Source organism: Pirellulales bacterium, assembly GCA_019636345.1.
Taxonomy (GTDB): Bacteria; Planctomycetota; Planctomycetia; order Pirellulales; family Lacipirellulaceae.
The window spans coordinates 179,609-205,751 of sequence record JAHBXQ010000007.1 but is presented as its reverse complement, the minus strand read 5'-3'; the positions used below and the strand labels follow the sequence as shown (position 1 = coordinate 205,751).

The 26,143-nt window shown below is 67.7% G+C and carries 18 protein-coding genes; 11 read left to right on the top strand and 7 right to left on the bottom strand.

Going from position 1 to position 26,143, the window contains the following annotated elements; genetic code table 11:
- The first annotated feature begins 177 nt into the window (after nt 1–177).
- The 4 genes from KF688_16470 (at nt 178) to KF688_16455 (ending at nt 6,731) form a co-directional block, all read left to right on the top strand.
- Nucleotides 178–1,545 (top strand): MFS transporter, encoded by a 1,368-nt coding sequence (locus KF688_16470; protein MBX3427275.1) that lies wholly within the window; start codon nt 178–180, stop codon nt 1,543–1,545.
- Between the two features lie 1,010 nt (nt 1,546–2,555).
- Complete coding sequence (locus KF688_16465) at nt 2,556–4,013, top strand: DUF3326 domain-containing protein (protein MBX3427274.1); 1,458 nt, start codon at nt 2,556–2,558, stop codon at nt 4,011–4,013.
- A gap of 74 nt (nt 4,014–4,087) precedes the next feature.
- Nucleotides 4,088–5,515: an aminotransferase class I/II-fold pyridoxal phosphate-dependent enzyme gene (locus tag KF688_16460; GenBank protein MBX3427273.1), complete on the top strand. Its 1,428-nt coding sequence runs from the start codon at nt 4,088–4,090 to the stop codon at nt 5,513–5,515.
- Nucleotides 5,516–5,606: 91 nt separating this feature from the next.
- On the top strand, nt 5,607–6,731 hold the full coding sequence (locus tag KF688_16455; GenBank protein ID MBX3427272.1) for an aromatic ring-hydroxylating dioxygenase subunit alpha: 1,125 nt from the start codon (nt 5,607–5,609) through the stop codon (nt 6,729–6,731).
- A gap of 66 nt (nt 6,732–6,797) precedes the next feature.
- On the opposite strand, the gene KF688_16450 is transcribed toward KF688_16455, so the two are convergent.
- Nucleotides 6,798–9,467: a carboxypeptidase regulatory-like domain-containing protein gene (locus tag KF688_16450; GenBank protein MBX3427271.1), complete on the bottom strand. Its 2,670-nt coding sequence runs from the start codon at nt 9,465–9,467 to the stop codon at nt 6,798–6,800.
- A 199-nt stretch (nt 9,468–9,666) separates the two neighbouring features.
- On the opposite strand from KF688_16450, the gene KF688_16445 reads away from it, so the two are divergent.
- Together KF688_16445 and KF688_16440 are read left to right on the top strand one after the other, a co-directional pair.
- The gene (locus KF688_16445; GenBank protein MBX3427270.1) at nt 9,667–10,005 is read left to right on the top strand and encodes a hypothetical protein; all 339 of its coding nucleotides are present in this window, start codon (nt 9,667–9,669) and stop codon (nt 10,003–10,005) included.
- On the top strand, nt 10,002–10,286 hold the full coding sequence (locus KF688_16440; GenBank protein MBX3427269.1) for a TfoX/Sxy family DNA transformation protein: 285 nt from the start codon (nt 10,002–10,004) through the stop codon (nt 10,284–10,286). Before KF688_16445 ends, KF688_16440 begins: the two co-directional genes overlap by 4 nt.
- 55 nt (nt 10,287–10,341) lie before the next feature.
- Here the strand turns inward: KF688_16440 and KF688_16435 are convergent, their stop codons facing one another.
- The 3 genes from KF688_16435 to KF688_16425 all read right to left on the bottom strand — a co-directional run bounded on the left by KF688_16435 (nt 10,342) and on the right by KF688_16425 (nt 14,062).
- A complete protein-coding gene (locus tag KF688_16435; GenBank protein ID MBX3427268.1) occupies nt 10,342–11,988 on the bottom strand; it encodes a sodium:solute symporter in 1,647 nt (548 codons plus the stop codon).
- Between the two features lie 46 nt (nt 11,989–12,034).
- Nucleotides 12,035–12,889: a hypothetical protein gene (locus KF688_16430; GenBank protein ID MBX3427267.1), complete on the bottom strand. Its 855-nt coding sequence runs from the start codon at nt 12,887–12,889 to the stop codon at nt 12,035–12,037.
- Nucleotides 12,890–13,252: 363 nt separating this feature from the next.
- Entirely contained in the window at nt 13,253–14,062 is an 810-nt protein-coding gene (locus tag KF688_16425; protein ID MBX3427266.1) for a hypothetical protein, read from the bottom strand.
- A gap of 345 nt (nt 14,063–14,407) precedes the next feature.
- Here KF688_16425 and KF688_16420 point away from each other — a divergent pair, with 345 nt between their 5' ends.
- Entirely contained in the window at nt 14,408–15,469 is a 1,062-nt protein-coding gene (locus tag KF688_16420; GenBank protein MBX3427265.1) for a TIGR03009 domain-containing protein, read from the top strand.
- A 120-nt stretch (nt 15,470–15,589) separates the two neighbouring features.
- Here KF688_16420 and trpC read toward each other — a convergent pair whose 3' ends face one another.
- Together trpC and ftsH are read right to left on the bottom strand one after the other, a co-directional pair.
- Nucleotides 15,590–16,378 carry an indole-3-glycerol phosphate synthase TrpC gene (gene trpC, locus KF688_16415; GenBank protein ID MBX3427264.1) on the bottom strand — a complete coding sequence of 263 codons (789 nt, stop codon included), beginning with the start codon at nt 16,376–16,378 and terminating at the stop codon, nt 15,590–15,592.
- 91 nt (nt 16,379–16,469) lie between these two features.
- Entirely contained in the window at nt 16,470–18,560 is a 2,091-nt protein-coding gene (ftsH, locus tag KF688_16410; protein MBX3427263.1) for an ATP-dependent zinc metalloprotease FtsH, read from the bottom strand.
- Nucleotides 18,561–18,993: 433 nt separating this feature from the next.
- Between ftsH and dxr the strand changes: the two genes are divergently transcribed.
- The 4 genes from dxr to KF688_16390 all read left to right on the top strand — a co-directional run bounded on the left by dxr (nt 18,994) and on the right by KF688_16390 (nt 24,632).
- The gene (dxr, locus tag KF688_16405; GenBank protein MBX3427262.1) at nt 18,994–20,157 is read left to right on the top strand and encodes a 1-deoxy-D-xylulose-5-phosphate reductoisomerase; all 1,164 of its coding nucleotides are present in this window, start codon (nt 18,994–18,996) and stop codon (nt 20,155–20,157) included.
- Nucleotides 20,154–22,316, top strand: a complete 2,163-nt coding sequence (locus KF688_16400; GenBank protein MBX3427261.1) for a site-2 protease family protein — start codon at nt 20,154–20,156, stop codon at nt 22,314–22,316. Before dxr ends, KF688_16400 begins: the two co-directional genes overlap by 4 nt.
- Nucleotides 22,317–22,613: 297 nt before the next feature.
- Nucleotides 22,614–23,102, top strand: coding sequence for a hypothetical protein (locus tag KF688_16395; protein MBX3427260.1), 489 nt, complete (start codon nt 22,614–22,616; stop codon nt 23,100–23,102).
- 264 nt (nt 23,103–23,366) lie between these two features.
- Complete coding sequence (locus KF688_16390; protein ID MBX3427259.1) at nt 23,367–24,632, top strand: glycosyltransferase; 1,266 nt, start codon at nt 23,367–23,369, stop codon at nt 24,630–24,632.
- Here the strand turns inward: KF688_16390 and KF688_16385 are convergent.
- Nucleotides 24,598–26,007: an esterase-like activity of phytase family protein gene (locus KF688_16385; GenBank protein ID MBX3427258.1), complete on the bottom strand. Its 1,410-nt coding sequence runs from the start codon at nt 26,005–26,007 to the stop codon at nt 24,598–24,600. The genes KF688_16390 and KF688_16385 overlap by 35 nt on opposite strands.
- Nucleotides 26,008–26,143 lie beyond the last annotated feature (136 nt).

Genomic DNA, 26,143 nt, shown 5'->3' with positions numbered 1-26,143 from the left:
GTCCCGCAACGCCCCCGGGAGCACCGTTGCCGACTCTGGTGGCGCTAGCGACGGCGGTCAGGGCGCAGCATAATCAAGGGTCGCCGGCCACGGAACAGATACGTCGCCCGCCGCGGCGCGGATGCACTCGCGCCGCCCCGCCTGTCGCTCCCGCCTCGCTCCCCCGCCGTGCCGTCCATGTGGTCACGCTGGAAATCCGTCACCGGCCCCGAGGCGCCCCCTGAGCGGCCGCATCGCCCCGACCCGTTCGCGTCGCTGCGGCTGCCGGACTTCCGCTGGTTCGTGTTGGGAAGCTTGGTGTCGAACATCGGCAACCAGATGCGGACCGCCACGGTCGGATGGGAGGTGTACCAGCGGACCGGCGAGGCGCTCAGCCTGGGACTCATCGGGCTGGTGCTCGCCGCGCCGGTGCTGCTGCTGGCGATGCCCGCGGGAGTGGCGGCCGATCGGTACTCGCGCAAGACGATTCTGATCCTGGCCCATGTCGGGCTCTTGGTTTGCGGGCTGGGGCTCGCCTGGAACGCGGCGGTCCACGGGCCGTTGGCGTGGACGTACGTGCTGCTGCTGTTCACCGGAATTAGCCGGGCGATCGGCTGGCCCGCGATGTCGGCGATCCTGACGCAAATGGTCCCTGCGCGGCTGTTCGCCAACGCGGCCACCTGGCGCAGCATGGCGTTTCAAACCGCCGCGACGCTCGGCCCGCTCTTGGGGGGCGCCGTGCTGGCGCTGGCCAGCCCCGCCGCCGCCTATTTGGTCGACGCGGCCACGAGCGCGGTCTTCCTGGTTTGCATCGGGGGGATCAAGCTCGCCCCGCAGAAGCGAATCGCGACGGGGCTCGCCTCGTGGCAAAGCGTGCTCGACGGCGTGCGGTTCGTCCGCCGCGAACCGCTGATTCTGTCGACAATCACGCTCGACATGGTCGCCGTGATGTTCGGCGGGGCGACGGCGCTGATCCCCATGTACGCCGAGGACGTCCTCGACGTCGGCGCCACGGGGTACGGCTGGCTGCGGGCGATGCCGGCGATCGGTTCGATCGCCATGGGGCTGCTGCTCGCGTGGCGGATCTCGATCCGTCGCGCAGGACCGGCTCTCATCGGCGCGGTCTTCGCCTTCGGCGTTTGGACGATCGTGTTCGGGGCCTCGCGGAACTACGCCGTCTCGCTGTTGGCCCTGTTCATGCTGGGGGCGGTCGACAACGTGTCGGTGGTCATCCGCTCGACGCTGCTGCAACTGCTCACCCCCGACGAATTGCGCGGGCGTGTCGCGGCGGTCAACGCGATCTTCATCAATACGAGTAACGAGATCGGCGAATTCGAATCGGGAATCGCCGCCCACCTGTTCGGGCCGGTGCTGGCCGTCTGCGGCGGAGGCGTGCTGACCCTGGTCACCGTCGCAGCGATCGCCCGCACGTGGCCAAGCCTCTGGCGCCTGGGCCCGCTGGAAGAAATCCGCCCCCGCGACGAAACGCCTGATCCGGCCGTCCCCGTCCGACTGCCGTCGGAACTCGCCGAAGCGCTCCCCGACCCTGTGGTCCAACAGGCGTGAGTTGTCGCTCGCCCGGAGAGGGCCGCCGATCCCCGCGCCGACGGTCGCCAAGCCGAACCACTGGCCGCCGGCTCGCGTACTGCCTGTTGGAGGCGAATCACCCCGCCAGGTTGTTTCGCAGGAAGTCGCTGTTGGCCCGGCTCGTTTCGCGGCCGAAGCTATCGAGTATGGCGTAGCCGACGCAGGCGGCCAGGGCGATGAGGATGGCGGGGCTGAACATGGCTGGGGTCTCCCGAGTCCGTGGGACGTGGCACGCGCGGCCCGTCGTGGGACGCGTCGCAGCAGGGTAGAGCGAATCCGGCGCCAAAGCGGCTTCAGCCGACCAAATCGCCGCGGTGCGGTCGTTCGACCCCGCCAGGTTTGCCTCACCCGCCCCCTCGGCGCCGGCAGCGCCGGCCGACGATTGCAACCCTTACACCCGCTCCGCAGGAATTACACGGCACGATCCCCCCCGACGGGCAAGCTCGCTGGGCGGAATCTTCCGATTCTCGGATTGTGCCGATTGTCGAATTGACTTATACCGCATAGAGTAATCACCGCTTTCGGCGATTCTCGCCGGGAGCTTCTTGGTCCTCCCCGACCTTCTACCTCACGCCGAACCGATCGGACCTCTCCTGAGTTGAACATCGTCGTCTCCGCCAAGTTGCCGCAGTGTCGCCGGGCCGGTCGGTCCCGCTGGCCCTCGGTGCGCTGCGTGGTCGACGCTCTCAGCTTGCGGATGCTCCACGATCGGTTTCTTGCCAGTTGGCGCCTGCGCATCCGTATTTGAGTCGCTCGTGCGCGAGCCCGTTTCCCTTCGCCGCCCGGCGGTCTAGGGAATCTGCTCGGCTCGCTCTTGCCGACGTCTCGGGTCCGATTCGACCCCGGTTGTCGCACTTCATTTGAGCTGACTCGCTCGAATCGCCTGCAGTTCTTGGATCGCCTCGAGCGCCGTTGCACGGCCTCACGGCGTCAATTCGCATATTCACCTCGCGCCGCTTACGGCGCTCTCGGCCAAGGAGGCCCTTCCCATGAAAATTGCTTCCCATCGCATTGCTTTCGGATCGTGGCTCAAGGGGGGCTCGCCCCTGGCCCAGCTTGAACGGGCCGTCGCCGACGCCTGCCCGGCGACCGTCGCTCCGTTGCGGGCCGCCGTCGTCGAGAAGACCCGAAAGGGGAACGTCTGCGAGGTCGAGGCCGTCGAGTACGGCTTGGCCGACCATCCGCTCGCCGACAAGTCGATCTTCGAGTTCCGCAAGCGGACCCAGGCCCGCACGGGACAGTTCAACACGGTCATGCTCATCCCGACGGGGGTCGACTGCAACATTGGCGGGCACGCCGGCGACGCGACCCCCGCGGCGCGGCTGCTGGCCTCGGTGAGCGACAACCTGATCCTCCATCCCAACGTGGTGAACGCCAGCGACGTCAACGAGCAGACCGAGAACTGCCTCTACGCCGAGGGTTCGCTCATCTGCCGGTTGATGATGGGTTCGATCGGTCTCCGCAAGGCCCGGCAGAACCGCGTGCTCTTGATCACCGAAGAGCGCCCCGACGCCCCCAACGTCGTCGACCAGACGATCAACTGCGCCGAGGGCGCCCGCGCCACGCTAGGCATGGACATCAGCGAGGTGGTCGTCCTTGATCGCGGATTGTCGATGAAGACCGGCTTCACCGAGAGCGGGCGCGTGACGGGGTGCATCGAGCGGATGGAGCACCTGATCGACGTCCTGCACGCCAAGGCGGGCTCGTACGACGCGGTCGCGTTGGCGACGAAGATCACCCCCCACATCGACACAGTGCAGCTCCACCGCAATTACTTCGGCGAAGGAGGGGCCAACCCCTGGGGCGGCGTCGAGGCGGTCCTCACCCACTGCCTCAGCACGCTGTTGGACGTCCCCACGGCTCATGCCCCGACCATGTCGAGCGAGGCCCTGCGGACCGAAAGCTGGGGCGTCGTCGAACCGCGCAAGGCGGCCGAGATCATCTCGACGACCTACCTGTTCTGCGTGCTGAAGGGGCTTAACAAGGCGCCGCGGGTGGTCGTCAACCCGCCGATCGCGTTCGATCCGTCGCTGTTGACGGTCGAGGACCTGTCGTGCCTGGTGATCCCCGACGGCTGCGTCGGGTTGCCCACGTTGGCGGCGGTCGAGCAGGGGATTCCCGTCATCGCGGTTCGCAACAACACGAACCTGATGAAGAACGACCTCAAGGCCCTGCCGTTCGCCCCGGGACAATTGCACTATGCCGCCAACTACTACGAGGCGGCCGGCATGATCGCGGCCATGAAGGCCGGAGTCGCCGCCAGCACGCTGGCTCGGCCGATGCAGCCGATCCGGATCATTCGCACCGCGGAGGAGCCGGTCGTCGCCCACGCCAACGGCAACGGTCGCGCCCGCAAGGACGCTCCCCACGCCTCGGTCGGCGGGGCGGCCGCCAACGGCGCGGTCTTGAGCGGCGTGCACGCCGTGCTGGACGGCGACAAGTCGTGACCGCGGCGAGTCGCGCTCCCGCAGGAGCGTCCCCCCCAGGCGACCAAACGAGCGCCCCGCTTGCGCACGCGCTCGTGAGCCATCTCGATCGCGGGATCTTTCCGTTTCACACGCCGGGCCACAAGGGGGGCGCATTCGCGCCCCCCCGGCTCGTCGAACTCCTCGGCCCCCGGGCCGTGCTGTTCGATCTGCCGGCGATGACGGCGACCGACAACACGCTCCACCCGACGACCTGCGTCAAGGCGGCGCAGGAACTCGCGGCGGAACTCCTCGGCGCCGGCGAAACGTTCTTCCTGACCAACGGCTCGTCGCTCGGCGTGGCGGCCGCGGTGCTGGCGTGCGCGCCCCCGGGCGCCGTGATCGCGATGCCGCGCAACGTCCATCGCAGCGTCGGCGCCGCGCTGGTTCTCTCCGGCGCCCAGCCGCGGTTCATCCGCCAACGGGCCCTGGCCGAATGCGGGGCGCTGGCCGTCGAGGTCGCCGATCTGACCGAAGCCTTGGATGCCGAGCCGCGCCCCGCGGCCGTGCTCGTAACGCGGCCCAGCTACTACGGCCTGGCCGGTGATCTCGCTCCCCTGGCGGCCGAGTGCCGACGCCGCGGCGTGCCGCTGATCGTCGACGAGGCCCACGGGGCGCATCTCGAATTCCTCCCCCCGGGGGCGGCGAGTCCCGCCCTCCGCGCCGGGGCCGACCTTGCGATCCAGTCGTGGCACAAGACGCTCGGCTCGCTGGTGGGCTCGGCGATGCTGCACGTCGGCCGCGATTCGCTCGTGCCGGGCGAACGGGTTCGCGACGCGCTCAACCTGCTCCAAACGACCAGCCCCAATTACTTGCAGCTCGTGTCGCTCGACTTGGCTCGGCAGCGGCTCGCCGTCGAGGGACGCGCGTTGTTCGCCGAACTGCTGCCGCGAGTCGCCGAGATCGAGCGCCGGCTCGACGCCCTTCCCGGCGTGCGCGTGCTGCGCCCCGAGCGCGACCCGCGGCTCGCCGGCCATGGTCGCGATCCGCTGCGCGTGACGGTCAACGTGGCGGCTACGGGCTGGACGGGGTTCGACGTCGAGGCGACGCTGCGCGACTTTCAGGTCGAAGACGAGATGGCCGACTGGTTCAACGTCGTGCTGTTGTTCAGCCCGAACGATCCGGCCGACGCGTGCGAGCGGCTGGTCGGCGCATTTCGCCACGTGAGCGAGCGTCCTCAACCGGCCCGCGTCTCGGCCGCGCGCGCCGAAGAGCTCGTCCAGCCGCCGATCCCGCCGGCGGCAATGACGCCGCGCGAAGCGGCGCTGGGCCCCAAGGAGGTCGTCCCGCTGGAGCAGGCCGTCGGCCGCGCCGCGGCGGAGATGGTGATGATCTATCCCCCGGGAATCCCGTTCTTGATGCCGGGCGAGTTGATACAATCGGAGCTGGCAGGCGTCTGTCGCGATCTCGCCGCCGCCGGCGCCTCGGTGTACGCCAGCGACCCGACCTGTGCGACGATTCGGGTGGTGAGAGACAAGGCTTGAGTGCCAAGGATTGAGGCGAATCCGCGAGCTCGGAAGTCCCCCGTCGTCAGTCTTTCGTCGCCTCCCCCCGCAAGCCTCCCCCCCTCCCGCCATGTCCCCCTTCGTTCGCCATTCCCAGGCAAAGGCCCGCAGCACGCCCGCCAGTGCGCTGCCCGCGTCGTGGTATTTCGACGAGGAGACGCTCGCGCTGGAGCGGCGGCGCCTGTTCGCCGCGGCGCCCGGTTACGTCGGGCACGATGCGCTCGTCCCGCAGGAGGGCGATTACGCGGCCCTCGACGGGCAGTACGCCGGCGAAGCGCTCGTCCGCAGCGCCGATGGCGTCGCCCGGCTCGTCGCGAACGTCTGCCGGCATCGGCAAGCCGAACTCGTCACCGGCCGCGGTCACGTGAAGCGCCTCGTCTGCCCGATGCATAACTGGGCGTACGACCTGACCGGCAAGCAGGTTGCGGCCCCGCGCTTCGATCGGCTGCCGTGTCTGGATCTGGCGGCGCGGCCCGTGACGCGATGGAACAACCTGCTGTTCGCCGGCCCCGGCGATCCTGCGGCCGAACTCGCTGCCGTCGGCAAGTGGCCCGAGTTGGCCGCCAGCGCGGACTACGTCCTCGCCCGCGTCGACAGTGAAGCGATCGACGTCAACTGGAAGCTGTTCATGGAGGTCTATCTCGAGGACTACCACGTCGGGGTGGTCCACCCGGGGTTCCGCAACTTCGTCGACGTGAGCGAATTGGACGCCGAGCCCGACTTCGTCGTCGGCCCGCGGTTGTTCGCCGAGCGGGTGGGGGTCGACTGGCCGCTGGCCAAGGCGGGCTCCCCGGCGTTCGCCGAGTTCCAAAGGCTGCTGGTCGACGCCAGCCGCGGCGATAAGCCCCCCTACGGTGCCGTGTGGCTGGCGTATTTCCCGCACATGCTGTTGGAGTGGTATCCCTACACGTTCGTGGCGAGCACCTATTGGCCCCTCTCGCCGCAGTCGACGCTGGTGCAGGCCGAGTACTACATGGACCGCCGCATCGTCAGCGAGCGGCAGGACTTGGTCGCAGCGACGCTCGCCATGCTCGACGAGGTCACAGGCGAAGACCTCGGCGTCTGCTACGCGCTTCATCGCGGGCGCAGCGCCCTCTGGCGCCGCGGCGCGGGCGATCCGCCGGGCCCGTACCACGAGCCCATGGAACAGGGGCTCGCCCAGTTCCATCGCTGGGTGCGGAACGCGCTGGGATGAGCGGGAGCGCGGGCGGGTCCTCGCCGGGTCGCTGCGAAGCTGCAAGCGACGAGCTTGGAGAAACGCCTAATGCGGGTGGGAATGAACGTGGCGAAGCGGGTGCGAGTGCCGGCGCCCGGCCGATTCGTTCTCCCCCGGTTCTGACTCCGACAGCGGGAGCGGCAGGCCCAGTTGGTCGCCGTTGGCTCGGAAGCCGTCGCCGTCGACGTCGACGAACACCGGATTGGCGACCGCGGTCGGCGGCGCCTGTCCCTGATCCGGGCCGTAAACCCGCCCCAACTGCAACCCCTCGCCGATCGTCGCCACGACGACGTGAGCATCGGACTCCAATTGCAGTTCGATCGTCTGGTCGAACTTCACCGGTCCGTCGCCGAACATCTCGCGATGGGTCCGCCGCGTGAAGTTCAGCTCGGGATCGGGCCGTCCGTTGACGAACACCTGCACGCGATTCACGTCGTGCCAGTTGGGGCATTGCACGCGCACCGCAAGTTCCACCTTGCCTTGAGGCGCGTCGAGGTCGTCTCCGACGTCGACAGGGCGCCGCGACCCGTCGGCCCTCGCGGCCGACGCCGTCACTTGCAGGAACGGGCCGTTCGACATGACCACGTGCCCGTGTTCCGACTCGTGGACCATCTCCATGACGTCGATATTGGCCGGGTCGTCCTGGGAACTCTTCACGAAGTTTCGCAGCCACCCCGAGCCGTGGAAGTTCCAGTGGGCGTCGGTGTTGACGACCCCCGGCACGCGGCGCCCCTGGTTGAGCAGTTGCAACCAGTGGAACATCGTATTCCCCCGCTCGCGGGGCAGCGTGGGGAGCGACTCGGGACGCTTGAAAATGTCGTACGGCGGGTGAACCTCGATGACGTCCATCCAGTTGAACATCTCCGCGAAGCCCCCGTCCCCCTTGCCGTCGAGATCGCGGTCAGCCAGCATCTGCGGAATGTTCGGGTGATTGGTTTGCACCAGCTTGTCGCTGCCATCGTCCCACATCGCAATTCGCATGATTTGCTGCACGGGATCGGGATGGGTCTCCGGCCCGCCGCCGTTTTGCGCGTGCTCGTGGTGCACCAGCGGGAATGCGTTCTGGTGATTGAGCGGCAACGGCTGACCGGTCAGTTCCATGCCGGGGCAGGTCGCCATCCGCTCGGTCGCCCCGAGCGTCTCCAGGTGCGCGTCGTAGGCGGTAATCCGCGCATGCTCGGTGCAGGGAGCGAACTCCAGGTGTTCGGCCAGCAGGTTGAGCACTCGTCCCAACTGGCTCGACGTGTTGTCGCCCGAGGGGGACGAGTGGCTGTGGAACTCGGCGCTCACCCACCCGGTCGTGTCGACCGAGCGTACGAGCTTCAGCGCCACGGGGGTCTCTGCGCCGGCCGTCGCCGTGATTCGTACGTTCTCGGCGTCGTACTCGGGCCCGTGGCTCGCCAGCAGGTCGTATTCGCCGGGCCGGACCGCGACGCGAAACTTGCCGTCGGGCGTATAGACGAGGTTCCGTACGCCGTAGACCGCGCTGTCGGGACCGAAGTTCGGCGCCGAGCCGCCGTCGACCCGCGCAAAATCGATCTTGCACGCGATCGGCGCCCCCTGTCCGTCGGTCAGCTCGCCGACGACGTACGCCGCGGCAGGGAGCTGAGCGGACATCTCGACCGGGGAATTGCCGTCCGCGTGAATCCGAACGGTCGTTTCGCCGCGGGCGTCGTGCCGCGCAGCAACGTCATACGTTCCGGGGGGGAGCAAGAGCCGGGCCGTCCCTGCGGCGTCGGCCTTCGCGTACCCGTAGACGTCGCTCCGCTCGGCGACGCGGACGACAAGCTCGGCATCGGCGACCGGCCCTTGCGGATCGACGACTCGGACCGTCGCCGCCGCGAGTTGCTTTCCTTGCAGCCGCGCCGCGAGCGCCTTCACGCCGACCAGATCGGCCGCCGGAAAGACGACCCGTTTCACGGTGCGCGACTTGCCGGCCGCCAACGTCGCCGCGGCTCGCGGCGCGATCCGCACGAACGGGCGTCCGCGCTCGATGCTCTGCTTGCTTACCGAGGGGTTTGCGCTCTCCGGCAACACGCCGTACGCCTGACGCCAGAAGCGATCGACCCCCCAGAACAACCGCAGGTCCTTGTCGATCCCCAGTTCGAACTCGCCGTCGAGCCGCACCGGATCCCCTTCCAACCCGCGGAGCTCGACCGGCGCGTCCCCCTTGTTGGAGAACGTCGTGGCGATCGACAGGGCTTCGTCGCCGTCGGCCAGCGCGTAGACGAGCGTCGCGGTCGCGGCAGGGACGGCGACGCTCGGATCGGCCGGACTCCTGGGCACGCCGCGGAACTCCAGTTCGACTCGCTCCCCGGCGGCGATCTCCGTCGCGGCGTCGGCGACTTCGCGCCCGTCGACGCGGATCGCGACGAACTCGACCTTCCAACTCGGCAGCGGATAGAGCACCCCGAACTGGTCCGACGGCTTGTCTCGCTCGGTGAGATCGATCAGCGACCCGCCGATGTTGCGATGCCGCAGGTTTGCGTGACGATCGGCCCCGGCCCGGGCGACCACGGCAATGATCCGATCGTTTCGCAGGACGACGTCACCGTAGATGCAATCGACCTCCTTGCCGGCGGGCGCCAGCTCGGCAAAGTTCTCTGCGGAGAGGATCGCCGTTTCGGCGGCGCGGGCAGGTTGGGCGCTTCCGCCGTCGAACCCGGCGGAAAAGCAGCATGCGAGCAACGCGGCGATGCAAGAGAGATGACGCATGGAAGGCGAGCTCCGACTGTCGGGGACGGGCGGACAAGTACGTCGGCAAGCTACCCCACATCGCCCGGCTCGACCAGCATCCTTCGCGAACTCTTCACACTCGATTGCGCACCGCTCGTGAGCCGGCTCGCACTGTCTCCCCGGGCGCTGGCCTGCCGAGACGGTGGACTTCGCCCTGATCGCCAATCATGATGCAGCTATGGTCACGACCCGCAATTCCGGCGATCGCACTGGTCCGCTGACGATGCTCGTCGGCGTCGTCGGGGTCGCGCTTGCGCAACTCGCGGGAGGTGCGCCGATCGCCGCGGCGACGGTCGCCATCGCCTGGGGAGCGACTCGCGCGCAATCCGACCAAGCCGCACGGACCCGGTTGCTCGCGGTCCTGGCGGTCTACGGCATGTTGGCCCTGCTGGCGGTCGCGGCGCAATTGGAACTGGCGACGCGTACGTTCGGTGCGTGGCGGTTGGTGCTGACGATCGACTTGGCGCTCGCCGCGGGGGGGGTGGTTCATCTCGCCCAGAGGGAGGTCCGGCGATGACCGCACGCATCGATCCGCCGCACGACTCGCCCCCGGACAAGCTCCGCAACATCGGTCCGGCCTCCGCCGCGTGGCTGGCCGCCGTGGGCGTCTCGTCGCGCGAGGATCTCGAGCGAATCGGCCCGGTCGCCGCTTTTGCCCGCGTGCGCCGCGTACAGCCGCGGGCGTCGCTTAACCTCCTCTGGGCGCTCGAAGCGGCGCTGGCCGACCGCGATTGGCGCAACCTCGCGCCCGAGACGAAAGAGCGCCTCCGCCGCGAGTTGGCGGATCTCGAGAATTAAATGGATGAGCGGGCGCTGGCTCGCGCCGCTAGCGGTTTGGGACCAAAGCCAGCGTCTATTCGCGGCTGTCGCGCATGCCTTTGGCCCAAACGCCTAGGCGCGACACGGCCAAGCCCACGAGCAGAATCACGAGCGTCCCCACGATCGTGACCATGAAGGCGTGGAACGGGCTCTTCCACGCGACCCAAGCGTCAGGCCACAGCGGGGTGCTCGAGACGACCATCCAGGCGATCGCCAGCACGCCGGTCAACACCCCGGCGATCGCTGCGGGGTTGCGGGCGCTGCGACTGACGAGCCCCAGCAGGAAGAGCCCCACGATCCCGCCGCTCAGCACGCTCGACAAGGTCCACCAGACGTCGAGTGCGCTCTCGGTCAGCCGAATGAGCGCCAGCGCCACTCCCCCGCCGAGCAGTCCCCACGCCACGGTCGCCGCGCGCAGGACTGCCATCTTCCGCCGCTCGTCCGCGGTCGGATTTGCGAATCGCAGATAGAAGTCCGACAGCACCAAAGTCGCCGAGGAGTTCACCGACGTGGAGATCGTGCTCATCGCCGCGGCGAACACGGCCGCGACCAACAGGCCCGTGACCCCGGCGGGGAGCCGCTTGGCGATGAAGTGGGGAAACACGCGGTCCCCCAGCTCCGACTCTTTGAGCCCCGCGGCCGTCGCTTCGAGTCTCACTCGATAGGCTGGGTCGAGTCGCCGCTCGCCGTCGGCGCCCGGCTCGTACCGCGGCGGCTCTCCCTGCTGCATCAACCGCTGCCGAGCGACGATCGTTCGCACCTCGTCCAAGTCGTCGCCATGGGCGTGGTAAAATGCGAACAACGTCGTGCCGATGAGGAAGAACAGTGCGCTGACCGGCACGTACAACAGCCCGCCGAGCCAGACGCTGGTGCGCGCCTCGGCGTCGCTCCGCGAGGCGACGTAGCGCTGAACGTAGCTCTGATCGATGCCGAAGTTCTTGAGATTCTCGAACAGCCCGTACAGAAAAACGATCCACACCGTCGGCTCGGCGACGCTCCGCAGGTCGTAGCTCCCCAGCGCAAACTTGTCGTCCGCTCGGGCCAGGGCGAAGGCTTGTCCCGGCCCCTCGGGCATGCCGACCAGCATCACTCCCAAGGCGACGACCGCCCCGACCATCAGCACGATCGCCTGGATCGCGTCTGCCCAAATTACCGCGACGATCCCCCCCACGAACGAGTAGACGATCACGGCAATCCCCGTGCCGACGATCACCGCCCGAATGTCCCAGCCGAAGATCACCGCCATCGGCAGGGCCATCAGGTACAGCACGACCCCGATCCGCGCGATCTGAAACAACAGGTAAAACGAGCTGGCGTACACCCGCGCCCAAGGGCCGAAGCGATGCTCCAGCAGCGCGTACGCCGAGACCTCGCCCGAGGACCGGTAGTACGGCAGGAACCACGTGACCGCGATCCATGTCGCCACGGGGATCGCCAGCGAGAAGACGAACGGGTTCCAATTGCCCGCGAACGATTTGCCGGGGAGCGCCAAGTAGCTGATGCTGCTCAGGTACGTGGCGAAGATCGACAACCCGCACAACCACCCGGGCAGCGATCGGCCCCCGACGGTGAATTGCTCGGCCGACCGACTTCGCCCCGACAGGGCGAAACCCAACGCCATGATCCCCGCGAAGTACGCGACGAGCACTCCCCAGTCGAGCGCGGTGAAGTGAGTCGACATCGTGCGCGGAGTCCGACCGGAGCTGCGCCGTCGCCTCCGCGGCGCCTTACCGCAAGGGCGCTCCCCGCCGGGCGAGGCGTTCCGCCCCAAGATAGTCGTAGTCCGACCGAATCGCGAGGCTCAACTTTCCCGCAGCCGAGAATTGGAACACGTCGGCCCGCGTACGCTCGATCGTCGACATCTGCACCGGCCCGTCGAACTCGGCCGCAACCGCCCGACAGGTGTCGACCTCGATTTTCACTTGGCCCGTCAGAGTCAGTTCCATCGGCGTCGCGTCGTTGGGAAGCGTCTCGATCCGCGCGGCGAACACCGCGACGTCGCTCGGCGGTTCGGCGCTCGCCCGCGGGGCCAACAACGGCGTCGGTTCCAGTCGTTCGAGCGTCAGCTCGAACCGCTTCACCGTGCCCACCTGATCGCGGAGGCCCAGCAGCGTCGCGGCGATCTCGCGCGACACCAACAACCGTTCTCCCACCGCGATCGGCCGCTCCAACAGCAGCTTCGCCAACGGATTCGGCTTGCCGATGTTCTCCGCCACGTCGCTGACGAGTTTGAACTCGTCGAGCGGGGGGATGCTTCCCGAAGCGTCGGTGATCCGCACCTCCTCGCCGCGACGGGACACGAAATAGGTTTTCCCCTCGACCGGCTGCACGACAAGCGCGGCAGGGTCGGGGTTCTCCGGCGATTGGTTGCGGCTCAGTTCGAACGTCAGTCGCGCTTCGCTGAGTCGATCTCCCTCAACGGCCAGCGTCTCGATCCGCCGCCGCTGTTGCCGCTGCATCGTCGCCTGGCCTTCGTTGGCGATTTGGCCGCTTTGCGTGTAGCGGGTGGTCAGCTCGAGCCCCACTTGCACGTTTTGCACCGCCACGTCGCCGACCCGCACCGGGCGGCGACCGAATCGCACTACCTGCGCCGGCTGCGGCACTGCCCCCGGACTCGCGACGCGAGGGAGAGGCGTCAACAACGGCTCGGTCGCTGCGACGCCGGACGACGGTGCGCCGGCGGAAGGAGCCTGCGCGGGCGCCAAGCGACTACACGCCGCGACGCCGACGGCTCCGGTCAGAAACAAACAACTCGCGACGCGCATCGCCTCGACTCCCGTGCAGCACAGAACGGCCCGAAGATGGGGGCGGGATGATCAACGCCGTCGCCCCCCCGGTCAAGGGCGATCGCCGAAATTGCGGCGGAGCGGAATGTTCGGGCGACTGGGGTTCGCGTAGCCGCCCCTTGCGGCGGGACGATTCCAAACGAAATCCGCGCGAGCACGTCACTCTCCTGGCGCCAGCATCTGCTCCAGCGCCGCGGTCGCCGCGGGCCACGACGTGGCCCCGTCCAGGTACAACGACCACCATCGCCAAAGCGTAGCAGCCAGGGCAGGGGACGCCCCCGGGACGCGCCACGCTTCCAGCGCCGCTGCCACCGTCGCCTCGTTGCACGCGGCCAGTTCCACGTACTCGGCCGCGGCGAGCGCCGCGGGCAGCGCCGCCAGCGGCACGATCCTCTCGGCCGCCGGCAACGTCGACGTCGCCTCGGCGTAGCGGGGCAGCTCCGCATTGAGATGGCAAACCAGCCACGCGATACGCACCGCCTCGGGCAACTCGGGCAGCGGGTTCACGAGAACCGCTTCCAGCAGAAACCGATTCGTCGACGCGTGGGCGAGGCCGAATCCCCCCGTATACGGCGCCGTCAGCACCCCCTCGGCCGACGCGGGGATGAGTTGCTCCTCGGTCTGCCGCGCGACGTGCAACAGCATTCCGGGCCCGCGAGCCTCCCACTGCTCGCGCAGCGGACGCAGCCGCAGCTTCAGTTCCGACTCCAGTTCCGGAGCATGGGCGACCAGCGCCGCCTCGAGGTCGGCCAGTGCCCCCGCCATGCGGGCGATTCGATCGCCGGCGATCGGTCCCAAGCGGCGCGCGGCGACCTCGACCAATTCGCGTTGACCGGCGATCTCGGCCGACAGGCTTGCTAGCAACCCGAGCGCCCGTTCGATCGGCCAGCCGGCCCGATCGACCTCGGCGACCAACTCGTCAGCCGCCGCGCCGACCGCCGCAGCCAGGAGTGCATCGGCAGCCGGCATGCCCGCCGCGCGACAGACCGCAACATGCAGTCCCGAAGTCCGCGGGCGGAGTTTCCAAGAGATTCGGCAAGCCATGACGCGGCCCAGTGTACCGCAAGGCCAGGAAGCGACGCGAGCCGCATCTCGCCTGCACGCCGGCAGTCAACCCAGATGACGTTTCGGTTTGCTTCGACCGCCGCCGCCTCGGAAACGGAAATCTGAATTTGGCAATCCCGACCCCGAGCCAACCTCGACCCCGCCCAAATCCCTCTGGTCGCTTCCGCGGGGCATTGCTACTCTCCGCCCCGCATCGGCGCGTCGCGCGCCGCCTTCCTGCTTGCCCGTCCCGGGTCCGAGAACCGAGCCATGCCGACCGCCCGTCGCATTCCGACCGCGTTGCGCCTCGCCGCCGCTTTTGCCGTCGCGACGACGCTCCCCGCGTCCGCCCAGCAATTGGGGCAGCCCACGTACGGCCCGGGCTATCAGCAGCAATCCGGGCAAACTGCGCCGACTCCCGGCGCCCCCGGCGGGTATTCCGGTCAGCAGCCCGGTCCCGGCGCTCCGATCGGGCCGACGACGCCGGGACACAACCCGGCCGCGGCGTTGGCCCCGCAGCCCCCGGCGCCGCCGTTTCAACTGAGCGAGGTCGAATTTCAGTTCGTCCAGCAAGTGCTGCAAATGTGGGAAACGAAGAGCTCCGAGATCAAGACCTACAACGCCAAGTTCGAGCGACTTGAGTACGACGCCGTGTTCGGGCCCGGCCCCAATGCGCCGATGCTGGTTTCGACCGGACAGCTCTCCTACTCGCGTCCCGACAAGGGGAGCTTCAAGATCGACGAGATCAAGCGCTGGAAGCCGAAGAACCCCCAGGTCGCCGGCCCCGACGCCCCCGGCGACTGGCAGGTGCAGAAAGAAGAGATCGGCGAGCACTGGGTCTGCGACGGCAAGGCGGTCTACGAATACAACCACCCGAACAAGCAGTTGCGCGTCACCCCAATCCCCGAACAGATGCGCGGCGAGGAGATCGCCAACGGCCCGCTGCCGTTCCTGTTCAGCGCCAAGGCGAACCAGATGCTGCAGCGGTACTGGATCCGCGCCCAGCAAAGCAGCGCCACGCAAATTCTGCTCGAAGCCTACCCGCGGCGGCAAAGCGACGCGGCCAACTACCAGCGGTGCGACATCATGCTCGATCGCAAGACGATGCAGCCCGTAGCCCTGCAGGTCCATCTTCCCGGCGGACAGCAACGGCACGTCTACACGTTCCAGACTCCGACGATCAACGGGACCTTCGAAGGTCTGTTCGGCGGTTTGTTCAGCGCCCCGCGAACCCCGCTGGGGTGGACGAAGGTCGTGCACGACGACGGCGCGCCAACCCCCGGCGACAATCCCGCGCAAGCCGCCGCGTCAGGCGAAACGCAGAGACAGTAGGGGAGACGCTTGATTGTTGATGTCGGGATTGTCGATCGGGACTCCGGATCCAGGCCTTGCAGCAACGGCCGGATTCGCTCCTCAGGTCGACGATCCGGCAAAAACTATCTCCATCCCGCGTCAACCTTCCCCCAGCAGTTCCTCCACCGCCGCTCCGATGTCCGGTTGGCGCATCAGCGACTCGCCCACGAGGATCGCGTCGATCCCCGCGGCGGCGAGCATCTCGACGTCGGCATGGGTGCGGATGCCGCTCTCGCCGACCAACACGCAGTCGTCCGGCACTTGCGCGCGGAGCCGAACGACATGCTGCAGGTCGACCTCGAACGTGTGCAGGTTGCGATTGTTCACGCCGACGAGCTTCGCCCCCGCCTCCAGCACCCGCGGCAAGTTCGCCGGTTCGTACAATTCCACCAGCGGCGTCATCCCCAGCTCGATCGCCCCGTTGTGGAGCGACCGCAGCCGGCAGTCGTCGAGGCACTCGGCGATCAAGAGCACCGCGTCCGCCCCGGCGACCCGCGCTTCGAGCAACTGATACCGATCGAGAATGAAATCCTTCCGTAACGCCGGCAGCCCCGCCGCCTGCCGCACGGCAGAGAGATACTCGAGCCTCCCTTGAAAAAACGGCTCGTCGGTCAGCACGCTCAGACAGCTCGCTCCGTGCCGCTCGTAGATCTGCGCGATTGCCACGGGGTCGAAGTCGGCGCGGATCAACCCGACCGACGGGCTCGCCTTTTTCACCTCGGCGATCAGCTTGATCGGCCCGGGCCCCGCGAGAGCCGCAAAGAAATCGCGGACCGGCGGCGCGTCGGCGAGCCGGCGTTCGAGTTCGTCCTCCGGCGTCTGCACCCGCGCCGCGGCGATCTCACGGACCTTCTCAGCGACGATCTTGTCGAGAATCGTATCAGGCATCGGCGTATTGTATGCTGTGCCCGCCTCTGCCGGGAGCGGCCTCGACAATCTCTCAGGTAAACCGAAAGGAGTCTGCCCTAGAGCGCGAGCGTTACGTCGCCGCTTCTTTCTCGCCGGCGCCGTCGCTCGACGCTGCACGGGGGGGGCGTTTCGGCTCGGCGTCGGTCCCCGGCACAATCCGGGCGCCGCGGGAGTTTTCCTCCATGATCCGCTTGAAGACGTCGCCGTCGATCGTCTCGCGTTTGATCAATTCGGCGCCGATCGCTTCGAGCATTTCGCGCCGCTCGCTGAGGACGTGCCGCACGCGTTCCAGATTCTCGTCGATGATGCGTTTGACTTCCTGATCGATCTCGCGCGCGGTGTGCTCGCTGTGCATCTGAGCGCCGCCAAAGTCCCCCCCCAGGAACTGGTTGCGACTGTTCTCGCGGTACTTCACCCGACCCAGCGGGCTCATGCCGTAGTCCATGACCATGCTGCGGGCGATCTCTGTGGCTCGCTCCAGGTCGCTCGTGGCGCCGTTGCCGATGTCGCCGTCGTAGACGATCTCCTCGGCCACCGTGCCCCCCAGGGCCACCTGAATCTGCGATTGCAGTTGATCCTTCGTCCACATGAACCGGTCGTGCTCGGGCCGCTGCATCATGTACCCCAAGGCGCCGATGCCGCGGGGGATGATCGAGATTTTGTGGACCGGGTCGGTGTTGGGCAGCGACCAAGCCATCAAGGCATGGCCGCTCTCGTGATACGCGACGCGGGCCTTTTCGTCCTCGTGCATGATCCGGCTTTTCTTCTCGAGCCCCGCCGCCGAACGTTCGACCGCCTCGTTGAGCTCGATCATGCCGACCGCCTTCTTGCCGTTGCGGGCCGCCAACAGCGCCGCCTCGTTGACGATGTTGGCCAGGTCGGCTCCGACGAAGCCGCTGGTGATCGCGGCCACCCGCTTCACGTTGACGTCCTCGTCGACCTTGATCTTCTGCAGGTGAACTTCGAGGATCTCCTCGCGCCCGGCGATGTCGGGGCGATCCACAAGCACGTGTCGATCGAACCGTCCGGGCCGCAGCAACGCGGGATCGAGCGTCTCGGGCCGATTGGTGGCGCCCATGATGATGATGCCGCTGTTGGTGCCGAAGCCGTCCATCTCCACGAGCAGAGCGTTGAGGGTCTGCTCGCGCTCGTCATGCCCGCCGATCTGGCCGCTGCCCCGGGTCTTGCCGAGCGCGTCCAACTCGTCGATGAACACGATGCACGGGGCGCGCTGCTCGGCCTGCTGGAACATGTCGCGCACGCGCGCGGCGCCCACCCCGACGAACATCTCGACGAAGTCCGACCCGCTGAGGCTGAAGAACGGCACCCCCGCCTCGCCGGCGACCGCCTTGGCAAGCAGCGTCTTGCCCGTTCCCGGAGGTCCGACCAGCAGCACGCCCTTGGGGATCCGTCCGCCGAGCCGGTGATATCGCTCGGGGTTCTTGAGAAAGTCGACCACCTCGCGCAGCTCGTCGACCGCTTCGTCGATCCCCGCGACGTCGTCGAAGGTGACCTCGATGTCTTCCTGGGCGTACAGCTTGCCGCGGCTGCGACCGAACGCCATCGGCGAACCGGCCCCCCCCATGCGGCGCAGCATGACGATCATCAACAGCACGAACATGCCGGTCAGCAGAAAGATCGGCACGTACGACAACAGCGGGCTGGGCGGCGGGGCGTACGACCAGTCGGCGACTTGATTTTCGGCCAAGAGATCGGCCAGTCGCGTCTCGGTCGGCGAACGATCGACGCTGAACTTCTTCCGCTTGCCGTTCTCGTCCTCAGCCGATTTGTTCGGATCGCGCGCGGCCTCGACCGCCTGGGCGTTGTCGAGCAACTGCACCGAACGCTCCACCGTGCCGGTAACGACGTTCGAGGCGATGCGAATCTCGCGCGGATCGCGCAGCATGAGCTGCGCCGGCGTTCCTTCGGACTGGACTTTGACGACGATGTAGTCGAGTTCCCCGTCCGGCCCCGGCTTGCTGGCCGCGATCAGCTTTTCCAGATCGCTCATCGACAGGGTGAGCGTATCGACGTTGTTGAACGCAGTGGCGAACAACAGCGCCACGACCCCGATCGCCAGCAGGTACCACAGCAGATTGCTGCCCGGGGCAGCCGACTTCTTCTCGGGCGAGCGTTTCGGGTCTTTGGTCGGTTGATCCATGGCAGCGGCGGGAGTCAGGGCGAGGCGGACGGCAGTCGCACGGTTCGCCGCACGGGCGAGAGCGACCTATCTTAATGGTAGGGTAGCACTTGCGGCGTCACAACGAGCATGCGCCGCTGCGGCGTCCCAGGGGAGAGGATCGCTTGTCGCCCCCCGCACAGACCCCTAAAATACGGGATCGGTCGGCGGTCGGCCTGCTTGCTCCCCTGCCTCCAGCTTACGAACGGATGCGATTGCGAGCGACTCGCTTCCTACGTCGCCCCAGCGAAGTTGGTGCGCCGCGGGGGCTCGATTGTGGCAATATTGCCGATTTCGCGGAACGCCCGCCCCGACAGACCGACGCCCCTCCCGCTGGCGCCCTGGCGTGAACCGCAACGGCTCCCCGCGCGGTCACGACCGACCCATCCCCCCTTCGCACGGACGCCGACCTGCCATGACGACTGCTGCCAAACGCGTTGCGGTGTTCGGATCCACCGGCAGCATCGGCGCCAGCGCGCTGGAGGTGATTGAAGCCAGCGGCGGCGCCCTGCAGGCGATCGCTCTGTCGGCCCACTCGCGGGTCGACGAGCTCGCGGCCCAGGCCAAGCGATTTCGCCCTCGCTGGATCATCGCCTCGAACCCCGAGGCGGCCGTCCGGCTCGATCGCAAGAAGCTCCCCCGCAACTGCGAATTGCTCGTCGGACCCGAAGCCCTGACCAAGGTCGCCCAGCACGCGGACGTCGACGTCCTGCTTGCCGGGATCGTCGGCCGCGCGGGGCTCGAAAGCACTTGGGCCGCCCTCGAACACGGGAAGACGGTCGCCCTGGCCAATAAGGAAACCATGGTCATGGCCGGGGAGTTGGTGAGCCGGCTCGTGGCCGAGAAAGGGGGCCGACTGTTGCCGGTCGACAGCGAGCACAGCGCGCTGTTCCAAGCCCTGCAATCCGGCTCGACCGAGGAAGTCGCTCGGCTGGTCCTCACGGCCAGCGGCGGCCCGTTCAAGAACTGGCCCCTCCACGAACTGCAACAGATCACGGTCGCCGAAGCCCTGGCCCACCCCACCTGGACCATGGGCCCCAAGATCACCATCGACTCGGCCACGATGATGAACAAGGCGCTCGAGATCGTCGAGGCCCGCTGGCTGTTCGGCGTCTCGGCCGAGAAGATCGAGGTGGTGATCCACCCGCAGTCGGTCGTCCACTCGCTGGTCGAGTTCGTCGACGGCTCGGTCGTCGCCCAGATGAGTCCCCCCGACATGCGGTTGCCGATTCAATACGCGCTGCACTACCCCGAGCGCGTGGCGGGGGTCGCGCGGCGGATCGACTGGCGTCAGCCGTTCCGGCTGGAGTTCGAACCCCCGGACCGCGATCGGTTTCCGGCGATTGCCCTGGGCGAGGAGGCGGCCCGGGCAGGGGGCTCGGCCGGCGCCGTGCTCAACGCGGCGAACGAGGCCGCGGTCGCTCAGTTTTTGGAGGGGGATCTCCACTTCACCGAGATCGTACCGGCCTGCCGCAGCGTGCTCAAGGCCCATCAATTTGAATCGCGTCCCACGCTCGAGCAGCTTTGCCAGCTCGACCGGTGGGCGCGCCAGGAGATATCACGTTGGGTATGTGCATGAGCGCGGCTCTCGTCGCGGCCTTTGACGTCAGCGGGTACGGACCCTACGCGTGGGGAATCCTCCAGGCCGCGATCGGCCTGGGATTCGTCATCTTCGTCCACGAACTGGGGCATTTCGCCGTCGCCAAAATGTGCGGCGTCAAGTGCGAGAAATTCTTCATCGGCTTCGACATCGGCGGCTACAAGATCAGCCGCAAGTGGGGCGAAACCGAGTACGGCATCGGCATCCTCCCCCTGGGAGGCTACGTGAAGATGCTCGGCCAGGACGACAACCCGGCCAACTACGCCGAGCAGGTCCGCGAGTCGCAGGCCCATGGCAGCCCGGCCGACGCCAAGGAAGTCGTCGGCCCCGACGGACAGAAGTTTCTCGTCGACCGTCGCAGCTACATGGCCAAGAGCGTTCCCCAGCGGATGGCGATCATCTCGGCCGGAGTGGTGATGAACGTGATTTTCGCGTTCATCTTCGCGGTGGTCGCCTACGGCTTGGGCGTGCCGTACATGCCGGCCGAGGTGTCGCAAACGGCGCCCGGTTCGCCGGCATGGCGCGCGGGGATCCTGCCGGGCGACGAGATCGTCAGGATCGGAGACATCGAGCAACCCTCGTACAACGAACTGCAAGGCGCCGTCACCTTGGCCGATCTCGACGCGGGAGTGCCGATGGTGCTCCGCCGCGGCGAGAAGGAGTTTGCCGAGACGCTCAAGCCCGAGGCGGGCGTCTCGGGCGGGTTGGTTCGCATCGGCGTCGTTTCGCCGCGGTCGCTCAAGCTGGCCGCCGAGATGCCGGCCCGCCCGGGGAGCGCCGCTTCCGAGGCTTCGCCCGCGCTCGTCGGCGGGGACGAAATAATCGCCGTCGACGGTCAGCCTATTGCGGACTTCGCCGCGTTCGCCGCGATCGCGGTGCAACGGCCCGGCGAAACGCTGCACCTGACCGTGCGACGCCAGCCGAGCAAAGAAGATGCGGACAAGGCCGGCGATGCGAGGGGCGATGAGAGCGAATCGTCGACACGCGAGGTCGAGACGTCGCTTCCCCCGCAGGCGGCCGTCGAGTTCGGGTTGTCGATGGAGATGGGGCAGATCGTCGCGGTGCAATCCGGTTCGCCGGCCGCGCAGGCCGGGATCAAAGCGGGCGACTTCCTCGACCAGATCGCCGACCCCGCGGCGGCCGATCCCGCGGCCCCGTCGCCGCTGACGCATCCCGACCCGATCGCGCTGCCCGAGGTGCTGCGGCAAATGGCAGCCGACAATCGCGACGTGCGGCTGACGATCCGCAGCGCGCGGGGCGCCGCCGAGGGGCGTGAGCCGACCGCCTCGAAGGTCGTCCCGCTGCGGCCGGTCGCTTGGATCGAGGAGCCGCTGGAGCGCGACGACCCGGTCCCCGCGCCTGCGTTGGGGATCGCCTATCGCGTTTTGAACAAGGTCGACTCGGTCGCCCCCGGCAGTCCCGCAGACAAGGCCGGGCTCCGCAGCGGCGACATCCTCGTCCGGGCCGCGTTCGTGGCGCCTCCCGATCACAAGGATGCAGCCGAAGCGAAAGAGATCGGCAAGATCAAGTTCGACTTCAATGAGAAGACCCAACACTCGTGGGCCGGGCTGATGGCCCAAATGCAACTGCTTCCCCCGGGTTCGGGCGTCAAGCTGACCTATCTGCGCGGCGAGACCGAGGCCGTCGTCGACATGACCCCGGTCGCCTCGCAGACCCGATTCTTGCCCGACCGCGGCTTGGGCTTCACGCCGGTGGTTCGGACGCGAATCGCCGCAACCTTCGACGAACAACTGCAGCGCGGCTGGGACGAAACGGTTCGCTCGTTGGGGCTGGTTTACCGCTTCCTGCAGAAAATCGGCGACGGCCAGGTGCCGCTCACGGCGCTGGGGGGGCCGGTCACGATCGCCAAGGCGGCGGGGTACTCGGCCTTCGACGGGCTGGGCAAACTGCTCACCTTCCTCACGATGCTCAGCGCAAACTTGGCCGTTATCAACTTCCTGCCGATCCCGATCCTTGACGGCGGACACATGGTGTTTTTGGCCTATGAGGGAGTCCGCGGCCGCCCAGCCAGCGAGAAGTTCGTCGTCGCGTTGCACGCCATCGGCTTCGCGTTCATCGTCTCCCTCATGGCGTTCGTGCTGGCGCTTGACTTTGGTCTGATCTCGCGCCAATTGTAAGGAAGGCTCGAATTCTCGGGGCGTAAGATGCAAACCATGGTCCGCGAGGCAGGAGCCCGCAGAGAGCGACACGCACCATCCCAGATCTCCAATCCCTAACCGCCGTCCGAACTCCGAACCCTCGTGTCTCAACCTTTCGACCCGTCCCTCCTGCCCCCGCGGCAGATCTTTCGATTCTCGATCGACGTCAAGCGATTCGAGATGCCGACCAAAGGCGCTTCGCTCGTGCTCGACGAATCGTTCGCCCTGCCGGCGCTGGGGCGGCTCGACGGCGATGAGCCGTTCGCCGAGGTTCGCATGGGCTGGAACCCCGCGGGGCTTGTGTGGCAGGTGCACGTCGCGGGCAAGACGCAGTTGCCCTGGTGTCGCGACTCGCGACTCGAGGAAAGCGACGGGCTGCAGGTGTGGGTCGACACCCGCTGCACCCTCAACATCCATCGCGCCAGCCGATACTGCCATCGGTTCGTCTTCCTGCCGCGCGGCGGCGGAAGCGCCGGCGATCAGCCGCTTGCCGATCAACTGCTCGTCAACCGCGCGCGGGAAAACGCCGCGCCTGTCCGTCCGCGTCAGTTGCAGGCGCTCGCCAAGTCGTCGGCGGTCGGATACCAACTCACGGCCGTCGCCGCGGCCGCCGCGCTCGGGGGGTACGACCCCGAACAGCAGTCGCAGATCGGCTTCACCTATGCGGTGCTCGACCGTGAACGGGGCCTGCAGACGCTCAGCACGGGGCCGAGCTTTCCCTACGAAGAAGACCCGAGTTGCTGGGTCGAAGCGCGACTGACGTAGCCGACTCGATGCGGTCGCATCGACGTTTCGCCCAGGGCGGCCCAGGGCATGGCCATGCCCGGCTCTCGGCACGCCGGTGCTAGCAAGCGGGCGGGTGTTACCGCTCCGTGCGACGAGATCGGCTAGCCATTTTGCAGGAGCCCGGGGATGCTCTTCATGCCTGCGAAGCAGGCAATCTCGCCTTTCGCGTGCGGCGGCGAAGTGCTATCGTTCCGCGCTTTTGTCCGGCTCAAACCTCACGATCTTCAGCCACTGCGGCGGGCCATGCGGGTGCTGATTTACGAACCGCAGTTCTTGGGTCACAACCTGGCCCACGCCGCGCGCATGGTGCGCGAACTCGCGAAGCTCCCCTGCGAACTGACTCTGGCCACCAGTCGTCAGGCCGCCGAGTCGCTGGAATTTGCCGTTCAGCTTGGTGCGATTGAATCGGCGTTTCGCCTGCACCTGCTCGACGAGTTCGAGTGGGATCGGAATCGGCGCCGCGTGGTGGTGACTGGTCCCCGCGGGATCGCCGCTGCATACGGCGGGCTGCGTTCCGCGATTCGCGCCGCCGAACCGCAGCACGTGTACGTCCCGTACGGCAATCTGCTGGCTCGGTTCGCGTCGTGGCCGGGCGAGATTCGTCGGCGGCTGGCGGCGCCCCAAGTCGAAGCCGAGACGCTGCTGATCGGGGGACGCTACGTCCTCCCGGACGGAAGCTGGCGCGGACGACTCCGCCGGCGGCTGAACGTGATGCAACTGGCTCGCAGTCCGTGGACGACGATCTTTCATCTTGATCGCCGCGCGGTCGGCGAAATCCAGCGACTTCACCCCCGCCTGCGGGCGCGCGTGCGTCTCATGCCGGACCCGGTCGACCCGGCGACGAAGCTTGAGAAGCTCGCGGCACGGCGACTGCTCGGCCTGCGCGAGAACGGCAAGATCATCGTCGTCGCGGGACTGATCGAACTTCGCAAAGGGGTGCCGCAACTGGTCGAGGCGCTGCGTCGCATTCCGACAGGGACGCGACTCGTCCTGGCCGGCAAGGCCGATCCGGCCGTCCGCGACTGGCTCCATCGCAACGGTCGCGATTTGCTGCAGTCGGATCGGGTCGAGTCGCTCGATCGGTATCTCGACGCGCGCGAGTTCGCCGCGGCAATCGACGGGGCCGACGTCGTCGCCGCGCTCTATCCCGGCCACGCCCATTCGTCGAGCATCGTCGTCGCCGCGGCCGCCGCAGGCCGGCCCGTTCTGGGAATCGACTCCGGTTGGATCGGCGAGTCGGTCCGACAATTCGACCTCGGGGTCGTCTGCCGGCACGACAATCCCGACGACGTGGTCCGCGGCCTGCGGGAGGCGTTGGAACTTTCGACCGCCTACCGTCTCACCCCGCGCGGCGATTTCTTCGTCGCGTACAACTCAGTCGCGAACTTCGGCGCTCACTGGTCCCGGCGATTGCGCGAGCGATTGGAACTGCCGTCGGCGCCCGAGCTCCTCGAGTGGCCTGCAACGCTCGACTTCACTTCGCCCGCGTCTCGCACGCGCGCCGCATGACGAAGCCGACCGAACTCTCCAATGTCGTCGCAACGAGCGCCGTTCCCAAAATCGCGAGCACTGCGGCGCCCGGCTCGGGGACGGGCCGGCTCATGACGCTGGCAGCCGCGCCGAAGCCGCTATGCCACACGGCCAAGTCGGCCGAGTCGACTTGGCCGTCGCGGTTTGCGTCGCCGGGGCGCTGATCGGCAAGCCACGGGGGAATTGCCCGATAGTCGCGCTGCCAGAGAAGAAAATCGCTCCCGTCGACCGCGCCGCTGACGTCGAAGTCGGCCGAGACGATCGGCGTCGCCTCGAACGAAACGAGAGTCGTCGCTCCGCTGCCGCCGTTGTCGACCACGCCGACCAGCGTCCAATTGCCGTTGGCGAGTTGCGGCCCCAGGGTCAGCCCTTCGAGGTTCTCGCCGAATACCCCGCCAATCGTCCCGCTCCAGAGCAATTCCTTGCCGACCGGGGCGTAGCTTTGGCCGACGAGCCCGGCCTCAAACGCCGCGCCGCCGACGTCGGTGGCGCCGGTCGGGTCGATTTCGTAGAGCCGATTCTGCAGCACCGGCACGGTCAGCGCCGCCGAGCGTTCCAAGGCGAGCAGCGTACGATCCGGCATCGCCGCCATCTCGACGAGTCCGCTTTGCGTCTGACTGCTGGTGGATGCGCCGCCGTGGATCGGGTCGACGACGTAGGCCCACTGCTGCCGCGGTTGGTAGCTGAGATTGAAGGTCGGGTTGCCTACCACGTCGTACGTCTGAATCCGAACGACGGTCCCGCCGGCAAGTCCGGCCGCGGGGCCGTCGATCGTCAGCGCCTCCTCGTTCGCCACGGCCATGCGGAAACCGTCGCTCGAGCGGTTCCAGGTCGTCAGCGCCTCGAACCCGCGATTGTTGCGAACGTGGGCATAGACCGCGGGGATCGGCACAGTCGCGACGACCGCGCCGGTGTCGAGCCGCACTTCGCGAATCCCGGGGGTCGCTTCGTCGCTGACGAGCACGCGATTGACGGCCGAGGCGACGCCGCCGTATTGCTCGAACAGCCCGGTGACGGCGATTCCCTCGTAGTCAAGATTGGCCGTGAGCGTCGTCTGCCCGACGACGACGGCCGATGCGATCGACCCGTTGGCGTGGAACGACAAGTTCATCGCCAGCACGCTCGCGCTGGAATCCTGCACGGCGACGAACCCGCACGACGTGCAGGGGGTCGACTCCAGCCCGCCGACCCGGCCGCGAAAGGCGATGCCGCTCAACTCGCTGGCGTTGAAACCGTTGTTGTCGAGCGTGAACGTGCCGCGATAGGCGATCGACCACCGGGCGGCATGAACGCGAGGCGACGACCAAATGCAACAGGCCAAGACGGCGATTCCGGCGACGAAATGCTTCTGCATCGGTGGTCTCGACTCGATTTGCCGATCGACGAGGACGATGCCGCTACTATACCATGAGTCGCAGCATTCAACCCGTCCCCGCGCAGCCTGGCCGTGACGCCGGTTGCGTTCCCAGGCAGGGTGGCAGGGTGGCTGG